General features: G+C 69.5%; 14 protein-coding genes. All 14 read right to left on the reverse strand.

The genetic code is table 11. The features are described 5' to 3' along the window. Nucleotides 1–32: 32 nt before the first annotated feature. On the reverse strand, nucleotides 33–1,340 hold the full coding sequence (locus PSQ40_RS04390) for an aspartate aminotransferase family protein (RefSeq protein ID WP_273949083.1): 1,308 nt from the start codon (nucleotides 1,338–1,340) through the stop codon (nucleotides 33–35). A gap of 19 nt (nucleotides 1,341–1,359) precedes the next feature. After that, nucleotides 1,360–2,472, reverse strand: coding sequence for a phosphotransferase (locus PSQ40_RS04395; protein WP_273949085.1), 1,113 nt, complete (start codon nucleotides 2,470–2,472; stop codon nucleotides 1,360–1,362). 1 nt (nucleotide 2,473) lies between these two features. Further along, nucleotides 2,474–3,502: a histone deacetylase family protein gene (locus PSQ40_RS04400; protein ID WP_273949086.1), complete on the reverse strand. Its 1,029-nt coding sequence runs from the start codon at nucleotides 3,500–3,502 to the stop codon at nucleotides 2,474–2,476. Further along, nucleotides 3,499–4,245 carry a GntR family transcriptional regulator gene (locus tag PSQ40_RS04405; protein WP_273949088.1) on the reverse strand — a complete coding sequence of 249 codons (747 nt, stop codon included), beginning with the start codon at nucleotides 4,243–4,245 and terminating at the stop codon, nucleotides 3,499–3,501. Before PSQ40_RS04405 ends, PSQ40_RS04400 begins: the two co-directional genes overlap by 4 nt. Before the next feature lie 49 nt (nucleotides 4,246–4,294). Next, nucleotides 4,295–5,203 carry a DMT family transporter gene (locus PSQ40_RS04410; RefSeq protein ID WP_273949091.1) on the reverse strand — a complete coding sequence of 303 codons (909 nt, stop codon included), beginning with the start codon at nucleotides 5,201–5,203 and terminating at the stop codon, nucleotides 4,295–4,297. Continuing rightward, complete coding sequence (locus PSQ40_RS04415; protein ID WP_273949093.1) at nucleotides 5,196–6,248, reverse strand: histone deacetylase family protein; 1,053 nt, start codon at nucleotides 6,246–6,248, stop codon at nucleotides 5,196–5,198. The genes PSQ40_RS04410 and PSQ40_RS04415 overlap by 8 nt, the downstream gene beginning before the upstream one ends. 12 nt (nucleotides 6,249–6,260) lie before the next feature. Next, nucleotides 6,261–7,628, reverse strand: a complete 1,368-nt coding sequence (locus PSQ40_RS04420) for an aspartate aminotransferase family protein (RefSeq protein WP_273949094.1) — start codon at nucleotides 7,626–7,628, stop codon at nucleotides 6,261–6,263. Nucleotides 7,629–7,654: 26 nt separating this feature from the next. Beyond that, nucleotides 7,655–8,599, reverse strand: coding sequence for a 2-hydroxyacid dehydrogenase (locus tag PSQ40_RS04425; protein ID WP_273949095.1), 945 nt, complete (start codon nucleotides 8,597–8,599; stop codon nucleotides 7,655–7,657). Between the two features lie 77 nt (nucleotides 8,600–8,676). Next, complete coding sequence (locus tag PSQ40_RS04430; RefSeq protein ID WP_273949096.1) at nucleotides 8,677–10,299, reverse strand: ABC transporter ATP-binding protein; 1,623 nt, start codon at nucleotides 10,297–10,299, stop codon at nucleotides 8,677–8,679. Nucleotides 10,300–10,391: 92 nt separating this feature from the next. Continuing rightward, a complete protein-coding gene (locus PSQ40_RS04435; RefSeq protein WP_273949098.1) occupies nucleotides 10,392–11,243 on the reverse strand; it encodes an ABC transporter permease in 852 nt (283 codons plus the stop codon). An 11-nt stretch (nucleotides 11,244–11,254) separates the two neighbouring features. Next, nucleotides 11,255–12,229 carry an ABC transporter permease gene (locus PSQ40_RS04440; RefSeq protein ID WP_273949099.1) on the reverse strand — a complete coding sequence of 325 codons (975 nt, stop codon included), beginning with the start codon at nucleotides 12,227–12,229 and terminating at the stop codon, nucleotides 11,255–11,257. Nucleotides 12,230–12,329: 100 nt separating this feature from the next. Beyond that, nucleotides 12,330–13,898: an ABC transporter substrate-binding protein gene (locus PSQ40_RS04445; RefSeq protein ID WP_273949100.1), complete on the reverse strand. Its 1,569-nt coding sequence runs from the start codon at nucleotides 13,896–13,898 to the stop codon at nucleotides 12,330–12,332. 81 nt (nucleotides 13,899–13,979) lie between these two features. Further along, nucleotides 13,980–14,750: a class II aldolase/adducin family protein gene (locus PSQ40_RS04450; protein ID WP_273949102.1), complete on the reverse strand. Its 771-nt coding sequence runs from the start codon at nucleotides 14,748–14,750 to the stop codon at nucleotides 13,980–13,982. A 365-nt stretch (nucleotides 14,751–15,115) separates the two neighbouring features. Then, on the reverse strand, nucleotides 15,116–16,378 hold the full coding sequence (rho, locus tag PSQ40_RS04455) for a transcription termination factor Rho (RefSeq protein ID WP_273925805.1): 1,263 nt from the start codon (nucleotides 16,376–16,378) through the stop codon (nucleotides 15,116–15,118). Nucleotides 16,379–16,530 lie beyond the last annotated feature (152 nt).

The raw sequence follows: 16,530 nt of genomic DNA on the forward strand, positions 1-16,530 counted from the left end.
CCCCGCACCCGTGGTGGGCTGCACATCGCCATTCAGCCCGGAGGGAGCTCACTGAGCACCGCGTCCAGCGCGTCGACCAGTTGGTCGGCGTGGCCGCGCGAGAACACCAGCGGTGGCCGGATCTTGAGCGCGCTGGCGTGCTCCCCCGTGGCGCTGAGCAGCACCTGCCGCTGGCGCAGGCCGTTGACCACGCGCGCCGTCAAGGCCGGGTCGGGGGTGCGCTGGGCCCGGTCGGCGACCAGGTCCACGCCAATGAACAGGCCCGCGCCGCGCACATCGCCGATCACGGCGTGGCGCTGGGCCAGTTGCCGCAGTTGATGGCGCAGGTACTGGCCCACCGCCTGGGCGTTGGCTTGCAGGCCCTCACCCTCGATCACATCGAGCACCGCATGGGCCACCGCCATCGACACCGGGTTGCCACCGAAGGTGTTGAAGTAGCGGCACTCGCGGCCAAAAGCGGCCATCACCTCGGGCCGCACCGCCAGGCCCGCGACCGGGTGACCGTTGCCCATGGGCTTGCCCAGGGTGACGATGTCGGGCACCACGCCGTGGCGCGCAAAGCCCCACAGCGCATCGCCGGTGCGGCCAAAGCCGGGCTGGACTTCGTCGGCAATGAAGACCCCGCCCTCGGCTCGGATGGCCTGCACCGCCTCCTGCAGAAAGCCCGCGGGGTCGGTGCAGATGCCGTCGCTGGAGAACACGGTGTCCACCAGCAACGCGGCGGGTCGCAGGCCGTGTGCCTGCAGATCGGCGATGGCGGCGCGCACGCCATCAGCGAACTGCCGGCCCACGCGGGCCGGCTCCTGCGGGTGCAGGTCGGGCGCTGGCACGGTGCGAACGCTGGCGCCGATCTGGATGCTTTTGCCCAGCGAGGGCGAGGCCTCGGCCAGCGGCGCGGTGACGCCGTGGTAGGCGAAGCGGGTCACGATCAGCCCTGACGCGCCGGTGTGAGCGCGCGCGATGCGCAGCGCCAGGTCGTTGGCCTCGCTGCCGGTGCAGGTGAACATGGCGTGGCCCAGCTCGCGCGGCAGGCGTGCCAGCAGGCGCTCGGCGTAGTCCAGCACGCCGGCGTGCAGGTAGCGGGTGTGGGTGTTCAGCGTGGCGGCTTGGCGCGTCAGCGCCTGCACCACCTGCGGGTGGCAATGGCCCACGCTGGCGACGTTGTTGTAGGCGTCCAGGAAGGGGCGGTTGTCGGCGTCGTAAAGCCACACGCCGTCACCGCGCACCGGGTGAAAAGGCGTGTCGTAGAAGGTGCGGTAGGCCGGGCCCAGCAGGCGGGCGCGGCGGGCCAGCAGGTCGGCGTCGGTCGGCCTGCTGGCCGTGGGGGTGGGGGTGTTCATGGCGGGGCTTTCGACCGGTTCAAAGCGGGGCCAGGCCGCAGGCCTGGTGCAGCACGGCGCTGGCGCGGGCCGGGTCCAGCCCGTCCAGGGCCTGCAGCCGGGCCCACGAGATGGGGTTGTTGCGCAGCAGGTAGGGTGCGTTGTCGGGCTGGCGCGCCGCGCGCCAGCCACTGATGGCCACCACCATGGCCAGGCGGGCGCGCACCAGGGCGGGCAGGGCCTGCAGCTCGGCCGACTGCAGGGGCAGCACCGCGTGGTAGGCGGCGCAGAACTCGGCCATCGTGCCCAGGGGGTCGCCCTCGACCTCGATCTGGTAGGACGCGGCCACCGCCAGGTCATCGACCAGGGGCGCATGCACCATGTCGCCGAGGTCGAGGATGCCGCTCAGGCGCTCGGGGGCGGCCGGGTCGACCAGCAGGTTGTAGATGTTGAAGTCGTTGTGGATGGCCTGGCGGCGCAGGCTCGCCAGCCGGGGCAGGGCCTGGGATTCAAACGCGTCGAGTGCGCGTTCGGCCAGCGCGCGGCGCGCCGGGTCGGGCACGTGGCGCAGCAGGCCCCGTGCACGGTGCGCGTACTGGATGTCCCAGGGCAGGGCCAGGCGGCTGGCCGGGTGCTGCAGGCCGCTGAGGGCGCGGTCCAGCCGGGCCAGGGCCTGCGCCACGCTGGCGCGCTGGGCCGCCGAGCGGGGCGCTTGCGGCATGGGCAGGCCCTCCAGGTAGCTGAACAGGCGCATCACGCGGGTCTGGCCACCGGCGCAGGGCAGCAGCACGGCGTCGGCGCCGTCGCGGGTGGGCAGCAGGCGCTGCACCGGCAGGCTGGGGTCGCTGTGCGCGAGGTGGCGCAGCGCCTGGGTTTGAAAATCGGCCACCAGGGGGGATTCGAGCGGGTGCGAGATTTTCAGCATGGCGCGCGGGCCCTCGTGCGGCGTGACCAGGAAGTTGGCGTCGCGCTCACCGCTCAGGGGGCTGAACTGCGCCTCCAGCCCGTAGTGCTGGCGCAGCAGCGCCTGCGCCTGGGCCAGGGCAAACGGGGCGGGGGGCGCGTTGAGCACGGCGGCGCCGGGCAGGTCGATGGCCTCGTCGTCCGGGGCGCTGGGGGGCGTGCCGAGGGGGGGCTGCGAGGTGGCCACCATCTCAGACCCCCGCCTCGAAGCCGCGCAGGGCGCTGGCCAGGTTGGGGCCCAGGTCGTCGGACAGGTAACCGCCTTCCTGCACCAGCACGGTGGGCAGGCCCAGGCGGGCGATCTCGGCGGTGATCAGCGCAAAGCCCTCGGTGGTGACGGCCATGGCCTGGTAGGGGTCGCGCTCGTGGGCGTCCAGCCCCAGGCTGACCACCAGGGCGCCCGGTGCAAAGGCCCGCACGGCGGTGCAGGCGCGGGCCAGGGCCTGCAGGTAAGCCGGGGTGTCGGTGCCCTTGGGCAGCGGCAGGTTGAGGTTGTAGCCCAGCCCATCGCCCTCGCCGCGCTCGTGCGCGTGGCCGGTGAAAAACGGCGTGCAGAAGTGCGGGTCGCCATGCAGTGACACGGTCAGCACATCGTTGCGGCGCCAGAAGATGCCCTGGGTGCCGTTGCCGTGGTGCACGTCCACATCCAGGATCGCGACGCGCGCATGGCGCTGGCGCAGGTGCTGGGCCGCGATGGCGGCGTTGTTCAGGTAGCAGAAGCCGTTGGCGCGGTCGGCGTAGGCATGGTGGCCCGGGGGGCGGCACAGCGCGTAGGCGGCGTGCTCGCCGTCCAGCACCAGTTGCGCGGCGTGGGTGGCCACCTGGGCTGATTGCGTGGCCGCGCGCCAGGTGTGCTGGCCAATGCTGCAAGCGTTGTCGCCCATGTGGTAGCCGGCCTGGCCAACCAGGCTGTCGGGGTAGCTGCAGGGCTGGCCGGGGAAGGGGTAGACATTGGGCATGACCTCGTCGGAGGCGCCCTCCAGGGCCTGCCAGCGGGCCCAGGCGGTTTCGAGGAAATGCAGGTATTGCGGGGTGTGGACGGCCGCGCGTGGGCCGGCGCCGTGGTCTTCGGGGGCCAGCACCGGGTGGCCGGCGGCCTGGGCCGAGGCCAGCAGGCGGTAGGCGCGCTCGGGCTGCTCGTTGCTGCGCTTGAGGCGCCCGCGCACGATGAACTGTTGCGGGTCGTGGTCTTGGTGCTGGTCCGAGTAGACGATCTTCATGGCGGTGACGGGGGCGGGTTGGTGCCGGCCGGTGGGCTGGGGCGGAACAGGGCCTGCACATGCTCCTGGCCTTCGACCAGGTGGTGGTGCAGCGCGTGGTCGGCGGCCTGGGCGTCGCGCCGCAACAGCGCTTGCACCAGGGGTTGGTGCGACTCGGCGATCAGCGCCGGGTCGCGGTAGCTGCCCTCGGTGAGGGCCAGGATCATGCGGATCTCGGTCTGCATGTTGTTGAACAGGCGTTGCAGGTAGGCGTTGCCCGAGATCTCACACAGGTAAGCGTGGATGCCCAGGTCCAGCGTCACGCGCTCGGCCTGGGCCAAGCGCGGCGCCTGGCGCACCATCTCGTCGACGCGGGCCTGCAGCTGCGCCAGCTGTGCCTCGCTGGCGTGCTGGCAGGCCAGGCCGGTGGCCATGCGCTCGAGGCCGATGCGGACCTGGAACAGGTCGTCGATCTCCTTGGGCGTGATGGTGCGCACCGCAAAGCCGTGGCGCGGGCGCGAGACCAGCAGGCCCTGGCTCTCCAGGCGCCGTGCGGCTTCGCGCACCGGGGCGCGGCTGACGCCCATCTGGCGGGCGAGTTCGGCCTCGACGATGCGTTCACCGGGGCCCAGGCGGCCGGCCACGATGGCCTGCTGCAACTGGGCCTCGACCACCGCCACCAGGTCGGGCAGCTCGATCGACGAAAACCCGGCCCCGGCGGGGGCATTGGGTTGGGCGGGGTTCAGGGGTTGGAAGGGCTGCATATCTCCTCTTTTTTTCAGGGGCTGTGCGGCGGCACACGGCGTCGGGGCGCTACTTTAAGCGCCTGGGCAACGCCAGGTAGACACCCGCCCCCATGATCAGGGCAATGCCCAGCAGCGCCACCCCGTCGGGCGCCCGCTGGAACCAGAAGGTGCTGATCAGCACCGCCAGCAGCAGTTGCAGGTAATTCATCGGCGCCAGCGTGGCCGCCGAGACACGCCGGAACGCCGCCAGCAGCAGCAACTGGGCGCCACCGCTGACCGTGCCGCCGGCGATCAGCAGCGCCCATTCCGCAGGCCCGGGCCAGGCCACGGGCGGGGTGAACAGCGCCGGCAGGTTGGTCACCAGCAGGCACACCGCGGCCATGTAGGCGAACTGCACCGGGGCGGGCACCAGCCCGGCCAGGCGCCGGGTCAGCACCTGGAACAGCGCGTAGCAGACGGCGGCCAGCGCCATCAGCAAGGTGCCGGCCAGCGGCAGCGCGCCGCCGGGGCGCACGATCAGCAGCATGCCGGCGAAGCCCACCCACACCGCCACCCATTGCACGCGGCCCACGCGCTCGCCCAGCACCCACGGCGACAGCGCCACCATCATCAGCGGGGCGGTGAAATAGATCGCCGTGGCCTCGGCCAGGGGCATGCTGGCCAGCGCGGTCATGAAACTGGTGGCGACGATGGCCAGCATCAGGCTGCGCAGCAGCAAGAGCCGCTGGTGCGGTTGGCGCCAGACCCGCCAGTCGCCATGGCGCCACAGCAGCACCGCGGCCATGCCGCCGACCGCGAGGTAGCGCGTCAGGTTCATCAGCGTGGCCGGGTAATGGAACAGCATCTGCTTGGCAAAGGCGTCGTAGCAGGCAAAGGCCAGCAGGGCGCCCAGGAACAGCAGCATGCCGCTGCGCTGCGAGGCGGCCGCGGCAGGGGGCGCCGCGGGCTGGGCGGTGGCGCTGTGGGGTTCAGCCATGCAGGCCTTCCAGGAAGGCGCTGAGGCCCGGGCCGATGGCCTCGACCATGTAGCCGCCCTCTTGCACCACCACCGTGGGCAAGCCCAGGGCGCGCACCTGCGCACCGACCTGGCGGTAGGCGTCAAAGTCGAGTCGCAGCACGCTGATCGGGTCGTCCTTGTAGGTGTCAAAGCCCAGTGCCAGCACCAGGGCCCGGGGGGCGAAGTCGCGCAAGGCGAGGACGGCGCTGTCCAGCGCGGCGCCGAACTCGGCGTTGCCGCTGCCGTGGCGCAGCGGCAGGTTCAGGTTGCAGCCCAGCCCGGCGCCCAGACCGCGCTCTTCGGCGTAGCCGGTGTAGAACGGAAAGTACTGGCTCGGGTCGGCGTGGGTGGACACCGTCATCACGTCGGCGCGCTCGTAAAAGATGTTCTGCGTGCCATCGCCATGGTGGGCGTCGACGTCGAGCACTGCCACGCGGCCAAAGGTTTGCCGCAGGCGCTCGGCCGCGCAGGCGCTGTTGTTGACAAAGCAGAAGCCGCTGGCGCGGTCGCGCTGGGCGTGGTGGCCCGAGGGGCGGCACAGGGCGTAGGCGGCGCGCTCGCCCGTGCAGACCGCCTCGGCGGCGGCCACCGCAGAGTGCGCCGAGCGCAGGATGGCGCGCCAGCTGTCCGGCCCCAGCGGGCACGACAGGTCGCCGATGTAGTAGCCGGTCTGGGCCACCAGCGAGGGCGAGGGGCAGGGGCCGCGTCGCCCGGGCTCGCCCGCGCGCGGGTAGGGCGCCAGGTTGGGCAGCACCTCGATGCCGGGCTCCACGCCAGGGCGGCGCAGTGCCTGCCAGCGCGGCCAGGCGGTCTCCAGGTAGTCCAGGTAGGCGAGGCTGTGCACCGCTTCCAGCGGGGCCCGGCCGAGCTCGGGGGGCTCGTGCACCGGCACGCCGCAACCGTGCAGCGCGGCCTGCAGGGCGTCGGCGCGGCTGGGCAGATCGGCCGGCGGCATGAGGCGGCCCAGGCGCATGAACTGCTGCGGCGTGTGCAGCAACTGATCGGGGGCAAAGAAGGCTTTCATGGCCAGGCCTCCTCAGGCGGCGGACGCGTGTTCGTAGCGGTCGAAGGCGGTGCCCAGGCGCTGGAACAGCGTGGCCAGTTCGGCCTCGCTGATGATCAGCGGCGGGCACAGGGCCACCGTGTCGCCCATGGCGCGCACGATCAGGCCTTCGGCCTGGGCCAGCGCCGCCAGGCGCGGACCGGCCTTGACCTCGGGGGCGTGCGGCTGGCGCGTGGCCTTGTCGGCCACCAGCTCCAGCGCACCGATCAGGCCCACGCCACGCGACTCGCCCACGCTGGCACGCTGGCCCAGTTGGTGCAGACCGGCCTGGAAGGCCGGGGTCAGGGCGCGCACGCGCTCGACGATGCGTTCGTCTTCAAAGACCTTGAGGGTCTCCAGCGCGATCGCACAGGCCACCGGGTGGCCCGAGTAGGTGTAGCCATGGCCGAAGGTGCCGATCTTGCCGCTGTTGGCGGCCAGGGCTTCGTGCACCCGCTGCGACACCATCACCGCCGAGATCGGCACATAGCCCGAGGACAGGGCCTTGGCGCAGGTCAGCAGGTCGGGCTGCAGGCCCAGGGTGGTGCTGCCGAACATGTTGCCGGTGCGGCCAAAGCCGCAGATCACCTCGTCGGCCACCAGCAGCACGTCGTACTTGCGCAGCACGGCCTGGACCTTGGGGAAGTAGGTCTGCGGTGGCACGATGACGCCCCCCGCGCCCATCACCGGCTCGGCAAAGAAGGCCGCCACGGTGTCCGGGCCTTCGGCCAGGATGCGCTGCTCCAGCGCCTCGGCCAAGCGGGTGGCGAAGTCGGCCTCGCTCTCGCCGGGCAGGCCGTAGCGGTAGTGGTGGGGGCAGTCGACGTGCGAGATGCGGTCGATCGGCAGGTCGAAGTCGCGGTGGTTGGTGGGCAGGCCGCTGAGGCTGGCGCTGGCCACGGTGACGCCGTGGTAGGCGCGCTGGCGCGCCAGGATCTTCTTCTTGTTCGGTTGGCCAATCGCGTTGTGGTAGTACCAGATCATCTTCACCGCGCTGTCGTTGGCCTCGGAGCCCGAGTTGGCAAAGAACACGCGCGCCATCGGCACCGGGGCCACGGCCAGCAGGCGCTCGGCCAGTTCGGCCACGGCGGGGTTCGAGCGGTGGTTGAAGGTGTGGTAGTACGGCAGGGTCTGCAAGGCCTTCACGCCGGCCGCCACCAGGCGCGGGTGGCTGAAGCCCAGCGCGCTGCACCACAGGCCGGACATGCCTTCGATGTAGCGGCGCCCTTGCTCGTCTTCGACGTAGATCCCGTCGCCGCGCGTGACCATCAGCGGGCCGACATCGGCGTGTGCCGCCAGGTTGGTGAAAGGGTGCAGGTGGGCGGCAATATCCTGGCGGGCCAGGGCGGTGGTGTCGGACATGGGGCTTCCTTGGGGTGGGGCAAAAATCAGTAGCCGCGTTGCAGGTCGACCGCGACCTCGGCCGCCCGTCCGGCCCGGATGCGGGCGAGGTTGTGGGCGGTTTGTTCCGCGATCACCCGGGGCGCGGTGCGGGTGGCGATGTGCGGGGTGATGGTGATGCGTGCTTCCGACCAGAAGGGGTGGTGCGCCGGCAGGGGCTCCTGGCTGAAGGCGTCCAGCGTGGCGCCGCCCAGCTGGCCCGACGCCAGGGCCTGCAGCAGGTCGGTCTCCACCAGGTGGTCGCCGCGCCCCACGTTGATGAGGTGGGCGCCGCGTGGCAGCTGGTCGAACAGCGGCTGGCTCAGCACGCCCCGCGTTTCGTCGGTCAGCGGCAGCAGGCAGACCAGGGTGTCGCAGCCTTGCAGGAACTCAGTGCGTTGCGCCTCGCCGTGGAAGGCCTGCAGCCCCGCAGGCAACCCGTGTTTGGGGGACCGGCTCCAGCCGCGCACGCTGTAGCCCAGGCCCAGCAAGGCCCGGGCGCAGGCCAGGCCCAGCGTGCCCAGGCCCGCGATGCCGACACGGTGTTCGCGCGGGGGCTGGATCGGCTGTTCTTCCCAGCGGCCCGCGGCGGCGCTGGCCAGGTAGGCGCCCATGTGGCGCTGCCGGTGGGTCACCGCCCAGCAGACGTAGGCCGTCATGCCCTGGCCCATGTCGGGGTCGATGATGCGGCACACCGGCACATCGGGCAGGGCGGGGTCGGCGCGGATGTGGTCCACCCCGGCGCCCACCGACTGCACCAGCTGCAGCTTCGGCATCTGCGCCATCAGGCCCTCAGGCGGGTACCAGCAGACTGCCACCTCGATCTCGTCCAGCGCCCCGAGTGCGCCCGGGAAACGCAGCTCGGCCTGCGGGAAGCGGGCCCGGTAGGCTTTCTCGAGGTGGGTCATGGGGATCAGGGTGCTGAGAAAGGCGATGGTGCGGGGATCGGACATGGGCGCGGTTGGCTGGTCGGTTGGGGTGGCGTGTGGCGTGTTGCGGGGGCGGGTTGGGGGGCTCGGGCGCAGCGCCCTCAGGCCGCCTGAGCCAGCCGGGGCACGGCCTCGATCAGCGTGCGGGTGTAGGCGTGCTGCGGGCGGCTCAGCACCTCGTGCGTGGGGCCGTACTCGACGATGCGGCCGCGCTGCATGACGGCGATGTGGTCGCACATCTCACCGGCCACGCGCAGGTCGTGGGTGATGAAGACCATGGCCAGCTGGAAGCGCTCGCGCACCTCGGCAAACAGCTTGAGCACCTGGGCCTGCACCGACACGTCGAGCGCGGACACCGGCTCGTCGGCCACCAGCAGCTCGGGTTCCATGGCCAGGGCGCGGGCGATGCCGATGCGCTGGCGTTGGCCGCCCGAGAACTCATGCGGAAAGCGCTCGGCCGCCTCGGGCCCCAGGCCCACCAGTTGCAGCAACTCCAGCGCGCGGGCCTGGGCCACCTCGCGGGACACGCCCTGGGCGATGGGCCCGGCGGCCAGCGTGGGGCCAATGCGGTGGCGCGGGTTGAGCGAGGCGTACGGGTCCTGGAAGACCATCTGAATCTTGCCCTGCGCTTGCTGGCGCAGTGCCGCGCCCGACATCAGGTTGCGGCCCTTGAACAGGATGCGCCCCGAGTCAAACGGCGCCAGGCCGACGATGCAGCGGCCCACGGTCGACTTGCCCGAGCCCGACTCCCCCACCAGGCCCAGCGTCTGGCCCCGGCGCAGCTCGAAGCTCACCCCCTGGGCCGCACTGACCTCGCGCCCGCGCTTGAACAGGCTGCCGCCGGTGCGGTAGGTCTTGCACAGGTCCTGCACTTGCAGCACATGCAGCGGGTCGACCTCGCGCTCAGCCAGCCGGGCCGTGCCCTGGGGGATGGCGGCGATCAGCTTGCGGGTGTAGGGGTGCTGCGGGCGGGTCAGCACGTCTTGCGCGGGGCCTGATTCGACCACCACGCCGGTCTGCATCACCACCACCTGGTCGGCGATCTCGGACACCACGCCAAAGTCGTGGGTGATGAACAGCACCGCGGTGCCGCGCCGCTGCTGCAGTTCGCGCATGAGCTTGAGGATCTGTGCCTGGGTGGTCACGTCGAGCGCGGTGGTGGGCTCGTCGGCGATCAGCAGGCGCGGCTCCAGCACCAGCGCGCAGGCGATCATGACGCGCTGGCGCTGGCCGCCGGACAGGCGGAAGGGGTAGCTGTCGATCAGCAGTTCGGGGTCGGGCAGGCCCACATCGGCCAGGGCGGCCAGGATGCGTTGGCGCTTCTCGCCGGCCGACAGCGAGGTGTGGGCGTCAAACACCTCGGCGATCTGTTCGCCGATGCGCATCACCGGGTTGAGCGCGGTCATCGGCTCCTGGAACACCATGCCGATGCGCTGGCCGCGCAGCTCGCGCAACTGGTCTTCGTTGAGGCTCAGCAGGTCGACCCCGTCGAACAGGATTTGACCGGCCACGGGTTCGACCTGGGGGCGCGGCAGCAGGCCCATGATGGCGTTGGCGATCATCGATTTGCCCGAGCCCGACTCGCCCACCACGCACAGGGTCTGGCCCGGCTGCAGGCTGAAGCTGGCGCCTTGCACGGCCAGTGCGCGGTCGCCGCCAGCGGGCAGTCGGATGTCGAGGCCGCGCACGTCGAGCACGGGCTGTTGGGGGGCGGCAAGGGTCATGGGCGAGGCGTCCAAAGAGGCGGTGTGTGTCGGGGCTGGAGCGGGGTGGGGCAGGGGCTCGTCAGCCAGGCGAGGGGCCAGCACGGCGTTCATCAGCGTCTCCCGTCCAGGCGGGCGTTCAGCCCGTCGTTGAGGCCTTCGCCGACCAGGTTCAGGGCCAGCACGGTGAGCACAATCGCCAGCCCCGGGAACACGGCCATCCACCAGGCCTGGCGCAGCACGGTGCGCGCCGAGCCGACCATGTAGCCCCAGCTCATCTGGTTGGGGTCGCCCAGGCCGAGGAAGCTCAGGCTCGATTCGAGCAGGATGGCGGTGGCCACCATCAGCGAGGCCATCACCACGATGGGCGAGGCCGCGTTGGGCAGGATCTGGGTCAGGATGATGCGGGGCGTGCTCTGGCCGGCCAGCAGCGCGGCGGCCACGAAGTCGCGCTGGCGCAGGGTCAGGAACTCGCCGCGCACCAGGCGCGCCACGGGCGGCCAGGACACGATGGCGATGGCCGCCACAATCGACTGGACCGAGGGCTCGAAGATGGCCACCAGCACGATGGCCAGCGCAAAGCTGGGGATGGCCTGGAACAGCTCGGTGAAGCGCATCAGCGCGGCGTCGACCCAGCGCCCGAAGTAGCCGGCGATGGCGCCAATCGACACCCCGATCAGCAGCGACACCACGGTCGACACGACCCCGATCAACAGCGAGATGCGGGCCCCGCGCACCACCCCCGACAGGATGTCGCGGCCCATGGTGTCGGTGCCCATGGGGAAGCCGCTTTCCTGCAACGGCTGCAGGAAGGGCTGCTCCACCATGTCCCAGGGGTCGTGGCTGGCCAGCAGCGGGCCAAAGGCCACCAGCAGGCCCACCAGGCCCAGCACGATGAGGCCGAACACGGCGCCGCGGTTGCGGCGGAAACGGCGCCAGAAAGCGTTTTGGCGAACAGGGCTCATGGGGCGACTCCTCAGGCCATTTCGATGCGCGGATCGACCAGGGTGTAGACCAGGTCGGTGAGCAGGTTGAACAGCACGGCCATCGCGGCCGTGATCAGGAAGCAGCCCAGCAGCAGGTTGTAGTCACGCTGCAGCAGGGCGTCGAACATCAGGCGCCCGATGCCGGGCCAGGCGAAGACGGTCTCGGTCAGCACGGCGCCGCCGATCATCCCGCCGGCCTGGATGCCGGCCAGCGTGACCACCGGCAGCAGGGCATTGCGCAGGATGTGGTTGCGCTGGATGCGGCCCGGGCGCACGCCCTTGGCCCGCGCGGTTTTGACGAAGTCCATCTGGGCCACCTCGAGCATCGAGGCCCGAGTCATGCGGGCGTACACCGCCATGTAGAACAGCGCCAGGGTCAGGGCCGGCAGGATCAGGTGCTGGGCCACGTCCCAGGCGTAGGCCAGGCCGCGGTGGGCGGTGCCGACCGTGAAGTAGCCAAAGCCTGGCAGCCAGTCCATCTGCACCGTGAAGACCAGCACCGCCATCATCGCCAGCCAGTACAGGGGCGTGGCGTAAAACACCAGCGCGACGACGGTGATCGCGCTGTCCACCCAGGTGCCCACCCTTCGGCTGGCCATGGCGCCGAGCGCCACGCCAAACAGCAGTGACAGCGCAAAGGCACTGCCGGTCAGCAGCAGGGTGGCGGGCAGGCGGTCGAGGATCAGCTGCAGCACGGGCTGCTGCTGGCGGTACGAGAACCCCAGGTCGCCCTGCACCACATGGCCCAGGTAGCGCGTGAGCTGGGTGCCCAGTGGTTGGTCGAGGCCGAACTCGTGGCGCAACTGGGCCACAAACTGGGCGTCGGTGGCCCCCGCCTCGCCGGCCAGCACCGACACCGGGTCGCCCGGGGCGGCGCGGATCAGCAGGAAGTTGACGGTGGCGATCAGCAGCAGGGCCAGCAGGCCTTGCACGGTGCGCGTGAGCATGAACTGAAGTCGTTGCATGGGCTTGTCCGGGGCAGGCGGTGAAGCGGTCGGGTGGGGTGAAAAGGGTCACGCCGGCCCGAGCCGCCGGGCGGGCGGTCAGGCCAGGGCGCAGCGCGCCTCAGGTCAGCGAGGCGCGGCTCAGGCTGTCGTTCAAGCCGATGCCCGAGCTGATCGGGTTCTTCACCTTGCTGCGGTACAGCGTGGGGAAGTTGATCTCGTGCAGCCAGGCCACAGGCACTTCTTCGAGCAGCAGCTTTTGCACCTCGAGGTAAGCCTTGGCGCGCGACTCGGGGTCGGTGGCGCGGGCGCCGGCGGCGAACAGCGCGTCGACGCGGCTGTTGCTGTAGCCCTCGACGTTGTTGAAGGGGGAGCCCTTGGCGATGTTGCTGCTGGTGTAGTTGCGGGCCACGCCCAGTGCCGGGTCACCGTACTGGTAGACGTAGGTGAAGGCGATGTCGTAGTCCCATTCGTTGAGGCGCTGGTTCCAGCCCGCCACGTCGGTGCCGGTGAGCTCGACCTTGATGCCGGCCTGGGTCAGGTTCTGGCGCACGATTTCGGCCTGGCGCTGCCACGATTCGCCGTAGGGCAGGGGCAGCAGGCGCAGCGGCTCGCCCTTGTAGCCCGACTCGGCCAGCAGCTGCTTGGCTTTTTCGAGGTTGCGTGGGTACTTGGGCACGTCGGCGCTGTAGTACTTGATGTGGCTGTTGAAGGGCCCGGTGGCGGGCTTGGCAAACCCTTGCCAGGCGACCTTGGCCATGGCCTCGCGGTCGATCGCGAACATCACGGCCTGGCGGAACTTGACGTTGTTCATCGGCGCCTTGCGGTTGTTCAGCCACAGCCAGGAGTGCGGCGAGAAGAACTCCCAGCCCTTGGTGGTGACGGTCACGCCGGGCAACTTGGATAAGCGCACCACATCGAAGAATTCCACCGCGCCGCCCGGCACGATGTCGACCTTGCCCGACTCGAAAGCCGCGGCCCGCGACGCTGCATCGGGGATGACGTGGAAGTACAGGCTGTCCACCATCGGCAGGTTGGGCGTGTGGTAGGCCTCGTTGGCCACCAGCTGGATGTACGAGCCCTTGACCCACTCTTTGAACTTGAAGGGCCCGGTGCCGATCGGGGTGGCGTTGGCCGGGTTGGTGGCGTAGTCGGTGCCCTCGTAGACGTGCTTGGGCACCATGGGCATGGTGCCGGTTTCAAACAGACCCAGGAAGGGGCCAAACGGGTACTTGAGCTTGAACTCGACGGTCAGCGGGTCGAGCGCCTTGATGGTCTCCACCGGCTCCAGGTTGCCGCGCAGGCGGGCGTGCGTCTTGCGCAGGAACACATCGACCGAGAACACCACGTCGGCCGCGGTGAAGGGCTTGCCGTCGTGCCACTTGACGTTGGGCTTGAGCTTGAAGGTGTAGACCAGGCCGTCCTTGCTGACCGTCCAGGCCGTGGCCAGCGAGGGCTGCGGGTTGAGCTTGTCGTCGTAGCGCAGCAGGCCCTCGTAAATGTTGCCGGCAATCAGCTGGGTGGGGCCGTTTTGCACCATGCCCATCATCAGGCCAGGCGGCTCGGGCTGCACCAGGACGTTGATCACGCCGCCCTTCTTGTCTTGCGCGAGGGCGCTCAGCGGAACGCCCGCAATGCTCAGGCCCAGGCTGCTGGCGGCCCCCAGTTGAATCAGTTCACGACGCTTCATGGCACGGTTTCCTTTGAGGTGGTGGGGTGGGTGGAAATGACTGGCAGGGAATCAGGGGCAAGAACGGGGCCGGGTGGGCGCTCAGTCGCGGAAGCTGCTGGGCGCCGGGCGTTCGAGGTGCTTGAGCAGGCCGCGCCATTCGCGCAGGTTGGGCTCGGGCGAGTCGGGCAGGCGGTTGCTGTCGCCGCTTTCGTATTGGCGGGCCGTGCGCTCACAGACCTCGGGCGAGACCGGGCGCACCGGCTGACCGCTGGCCTGGATGGCCAGTTGCACGCGGCAGGCGCGGTCCAGGTTGATCATCAGGATCAGGGCCTGCGCCACCGTGGGGGCCAGGGTCATGAGGCCGTGGTTGCGCAGGATCATGGCGCGGGCGGTCGGGCCCAGGTCGGCGATCAGGCGGGCACGCTCATCCAGGTCCAGCGCGATGCCCTCGAACTCGTGGTAGACGACGCGGTTGTAGAACTGCAGCGCCCATTGGTTGCAGGGTTGCAAGCCGCCGTCCAGCGAGGACACCGCCACCCCGGCCACGGTGTGGGTGTGCACCACACAGCCTGCGTCGTGGCGCGCCGAATGCACCGCGCTGTGGATGGTGAAGCCGGCCGGGTTCACATCGTAGGGCGAGGGCTCCAGGATGCGCCCCTCCAGGTCGATCTTGACCAGCGAGGAGGCCGTGATGTCCTTGAACAGCAGGCCGTAGGGGTTGATCAGGAACTGGTCCTCGGTGCCTGGCACGCGTGCCGAGATGTGGGTGTAGATGCTGTCGTCCAGGCCAAAGTGGGCGATCAGGCGGTAGGCCGCCGCCAGGTCTTCACGCACCTGTTGTTCGCTGGGCGAGGGGGTTGTCGAGGTCATGCGCCGGTCCTTCCTGGAAGTCAAAGCGGGCGTGAGGCACTGGCATAAAACGCCGCATTGAGGGTTGATCTTCGACAGTCTTCTGTCGACAGTTATCAACTTAGCAGGTTCTGGGCCAACTTGTGAAGGGGTGAAACACCCGGTGAGCGCGCCGCCCCAGGGCCAAATTCAGAGCGACTTTGGTGCCTGGGCGGCCGCCTTCGGTGCGCCCGGATTGGTTTTGGTGCACCCGGAGGCCGGGGCCGCCCACCGTGCGGTGCGGCCCCGGTCTGGCGCCGGACGGCCAAAAAAAATCCCGCAGGCCGGATCGGCGTGCGGGACGGGCAGCGCGCCCAGGGCGGGGCGCTGACGATGGCGGGGGGCGTTCAGCCGCCGCGGCGCATCATGTCGAAGAAGTCCACATTGGTCTTGGTGGCCTTCATGTTCTTGATCATGAGTTCCATCGACTCGATCTCGTCCATGTTGTACATGAACTGGCGCAGGATGCGGGTCTTCTGCAGGATCTCGGGCGGCAGCAGCAGCTCTTCGCGGCGCGTGCCGCTCTTGTTGAGCTCGATGGCCGGGAACACGCGCTTTTCGTACAGGCGGCGGCTGAGGTGGATTTCGCAGTTGCCGGTGCCCTTGAATTCTTCAAAGATCACTTCGTCCATGCGGCTGCCGGTGTCGACCAGCGCGGTGGCGATGATGGTCAGCGAACCGCCTTCCTCGACCTTGCGCGCGGCGCCAAAGAAGCGCTTGGGGCGTTGCAGGGCGTTGGAGTCGACACCGCCGGACAGCACCTTGCCCGAGGACGGCACCACGTTGTTGTAGGCGCGGGCCAGGCGGGTGATGGAGTCCAGCAGGATCACCACGTCCTTCTTGAGTTCGACCAGGCGCTTGGCGCGCTCGATCACCATTTCGGCCACGTGCACGTGGCGGGCGGCCGGCTCGTCGAAGGTGGAGGCAATGATTTCGCCCTTCACCGAGCGCTGCATTTCCGTCACTTCTTCGGGGCGCTCATCGACCAGCAGCACCATCAGGTGCACATCGGGGTTGTTGGCGGTGATGGCGTGGGCGATGTGCTGCATCATCACCGTCTTGCCGCTCTTGGGCGGCGCCACGATCAGGGCGCGCTGGCCGCGACCGATGGGCGAGATGATGTCGATGATGCGGCCGGTGATGTTCTCTTCGCTCTTGATCTCGCGCTCGAGCTTCATCTGCTCTTTGGGGAACAGCGGGGTCAGGTTTTCGAACATGACCTTGTGCTTGTTCTGCTCCGGCGGGCCGCCGTTGACGGCGTCGAGCTTGGTCAGGGCAAAGTAGCGCTCGCCATCCTTGGGGGTGCGCACTTCGCCTTCGATCATGTCACCGGTGTGCAGGTTGAAACGACGCACTTGGCTCGGCGAGATGTAGATGTCGTCGGTGCTGGCCGTGTAGCTGCTGTCCGGGCTGCGCAGAAAACCGAAGCCATCTGGCAGGATTTCCAGCACGCCATCCGCAAACACCTGTTCGCCCGCTTTGGCCCGCTTCTTGATGATCGCAAACATCAACTCCTGCTTGCGCATGCGACCGGTGTTTTCAATTTCAAGCTCTTCGGCTTGCTTCAACACTTCAGACACGTGAAGTGCCTTGAGTTCATTCAAATGCATGGAGGGTCCTGCAGGGACAGACCCGGAATGGGGTCGCCCAAAAATGCCTTGCGGGCTGAAAAATTCGGGGGAGGTTTGGGGGGAGGCGAGAGAGGCCTCGCAAACCGGTAACTCGAGCCGGGAAGTTGTCTGCTGCCCAGTGAATTTGGCTG

Source organism: Curvibacter cyanobacteriorum (assembly GCF_028649475.1).
GTDB classification, from domain to species: Bacteria; Pseudomonadota; Gammaproteobacteria; order Burkholderiales; family Burkholderiaceae_C; genus Curvibacter; species Curvibacter cyanobacteriorum.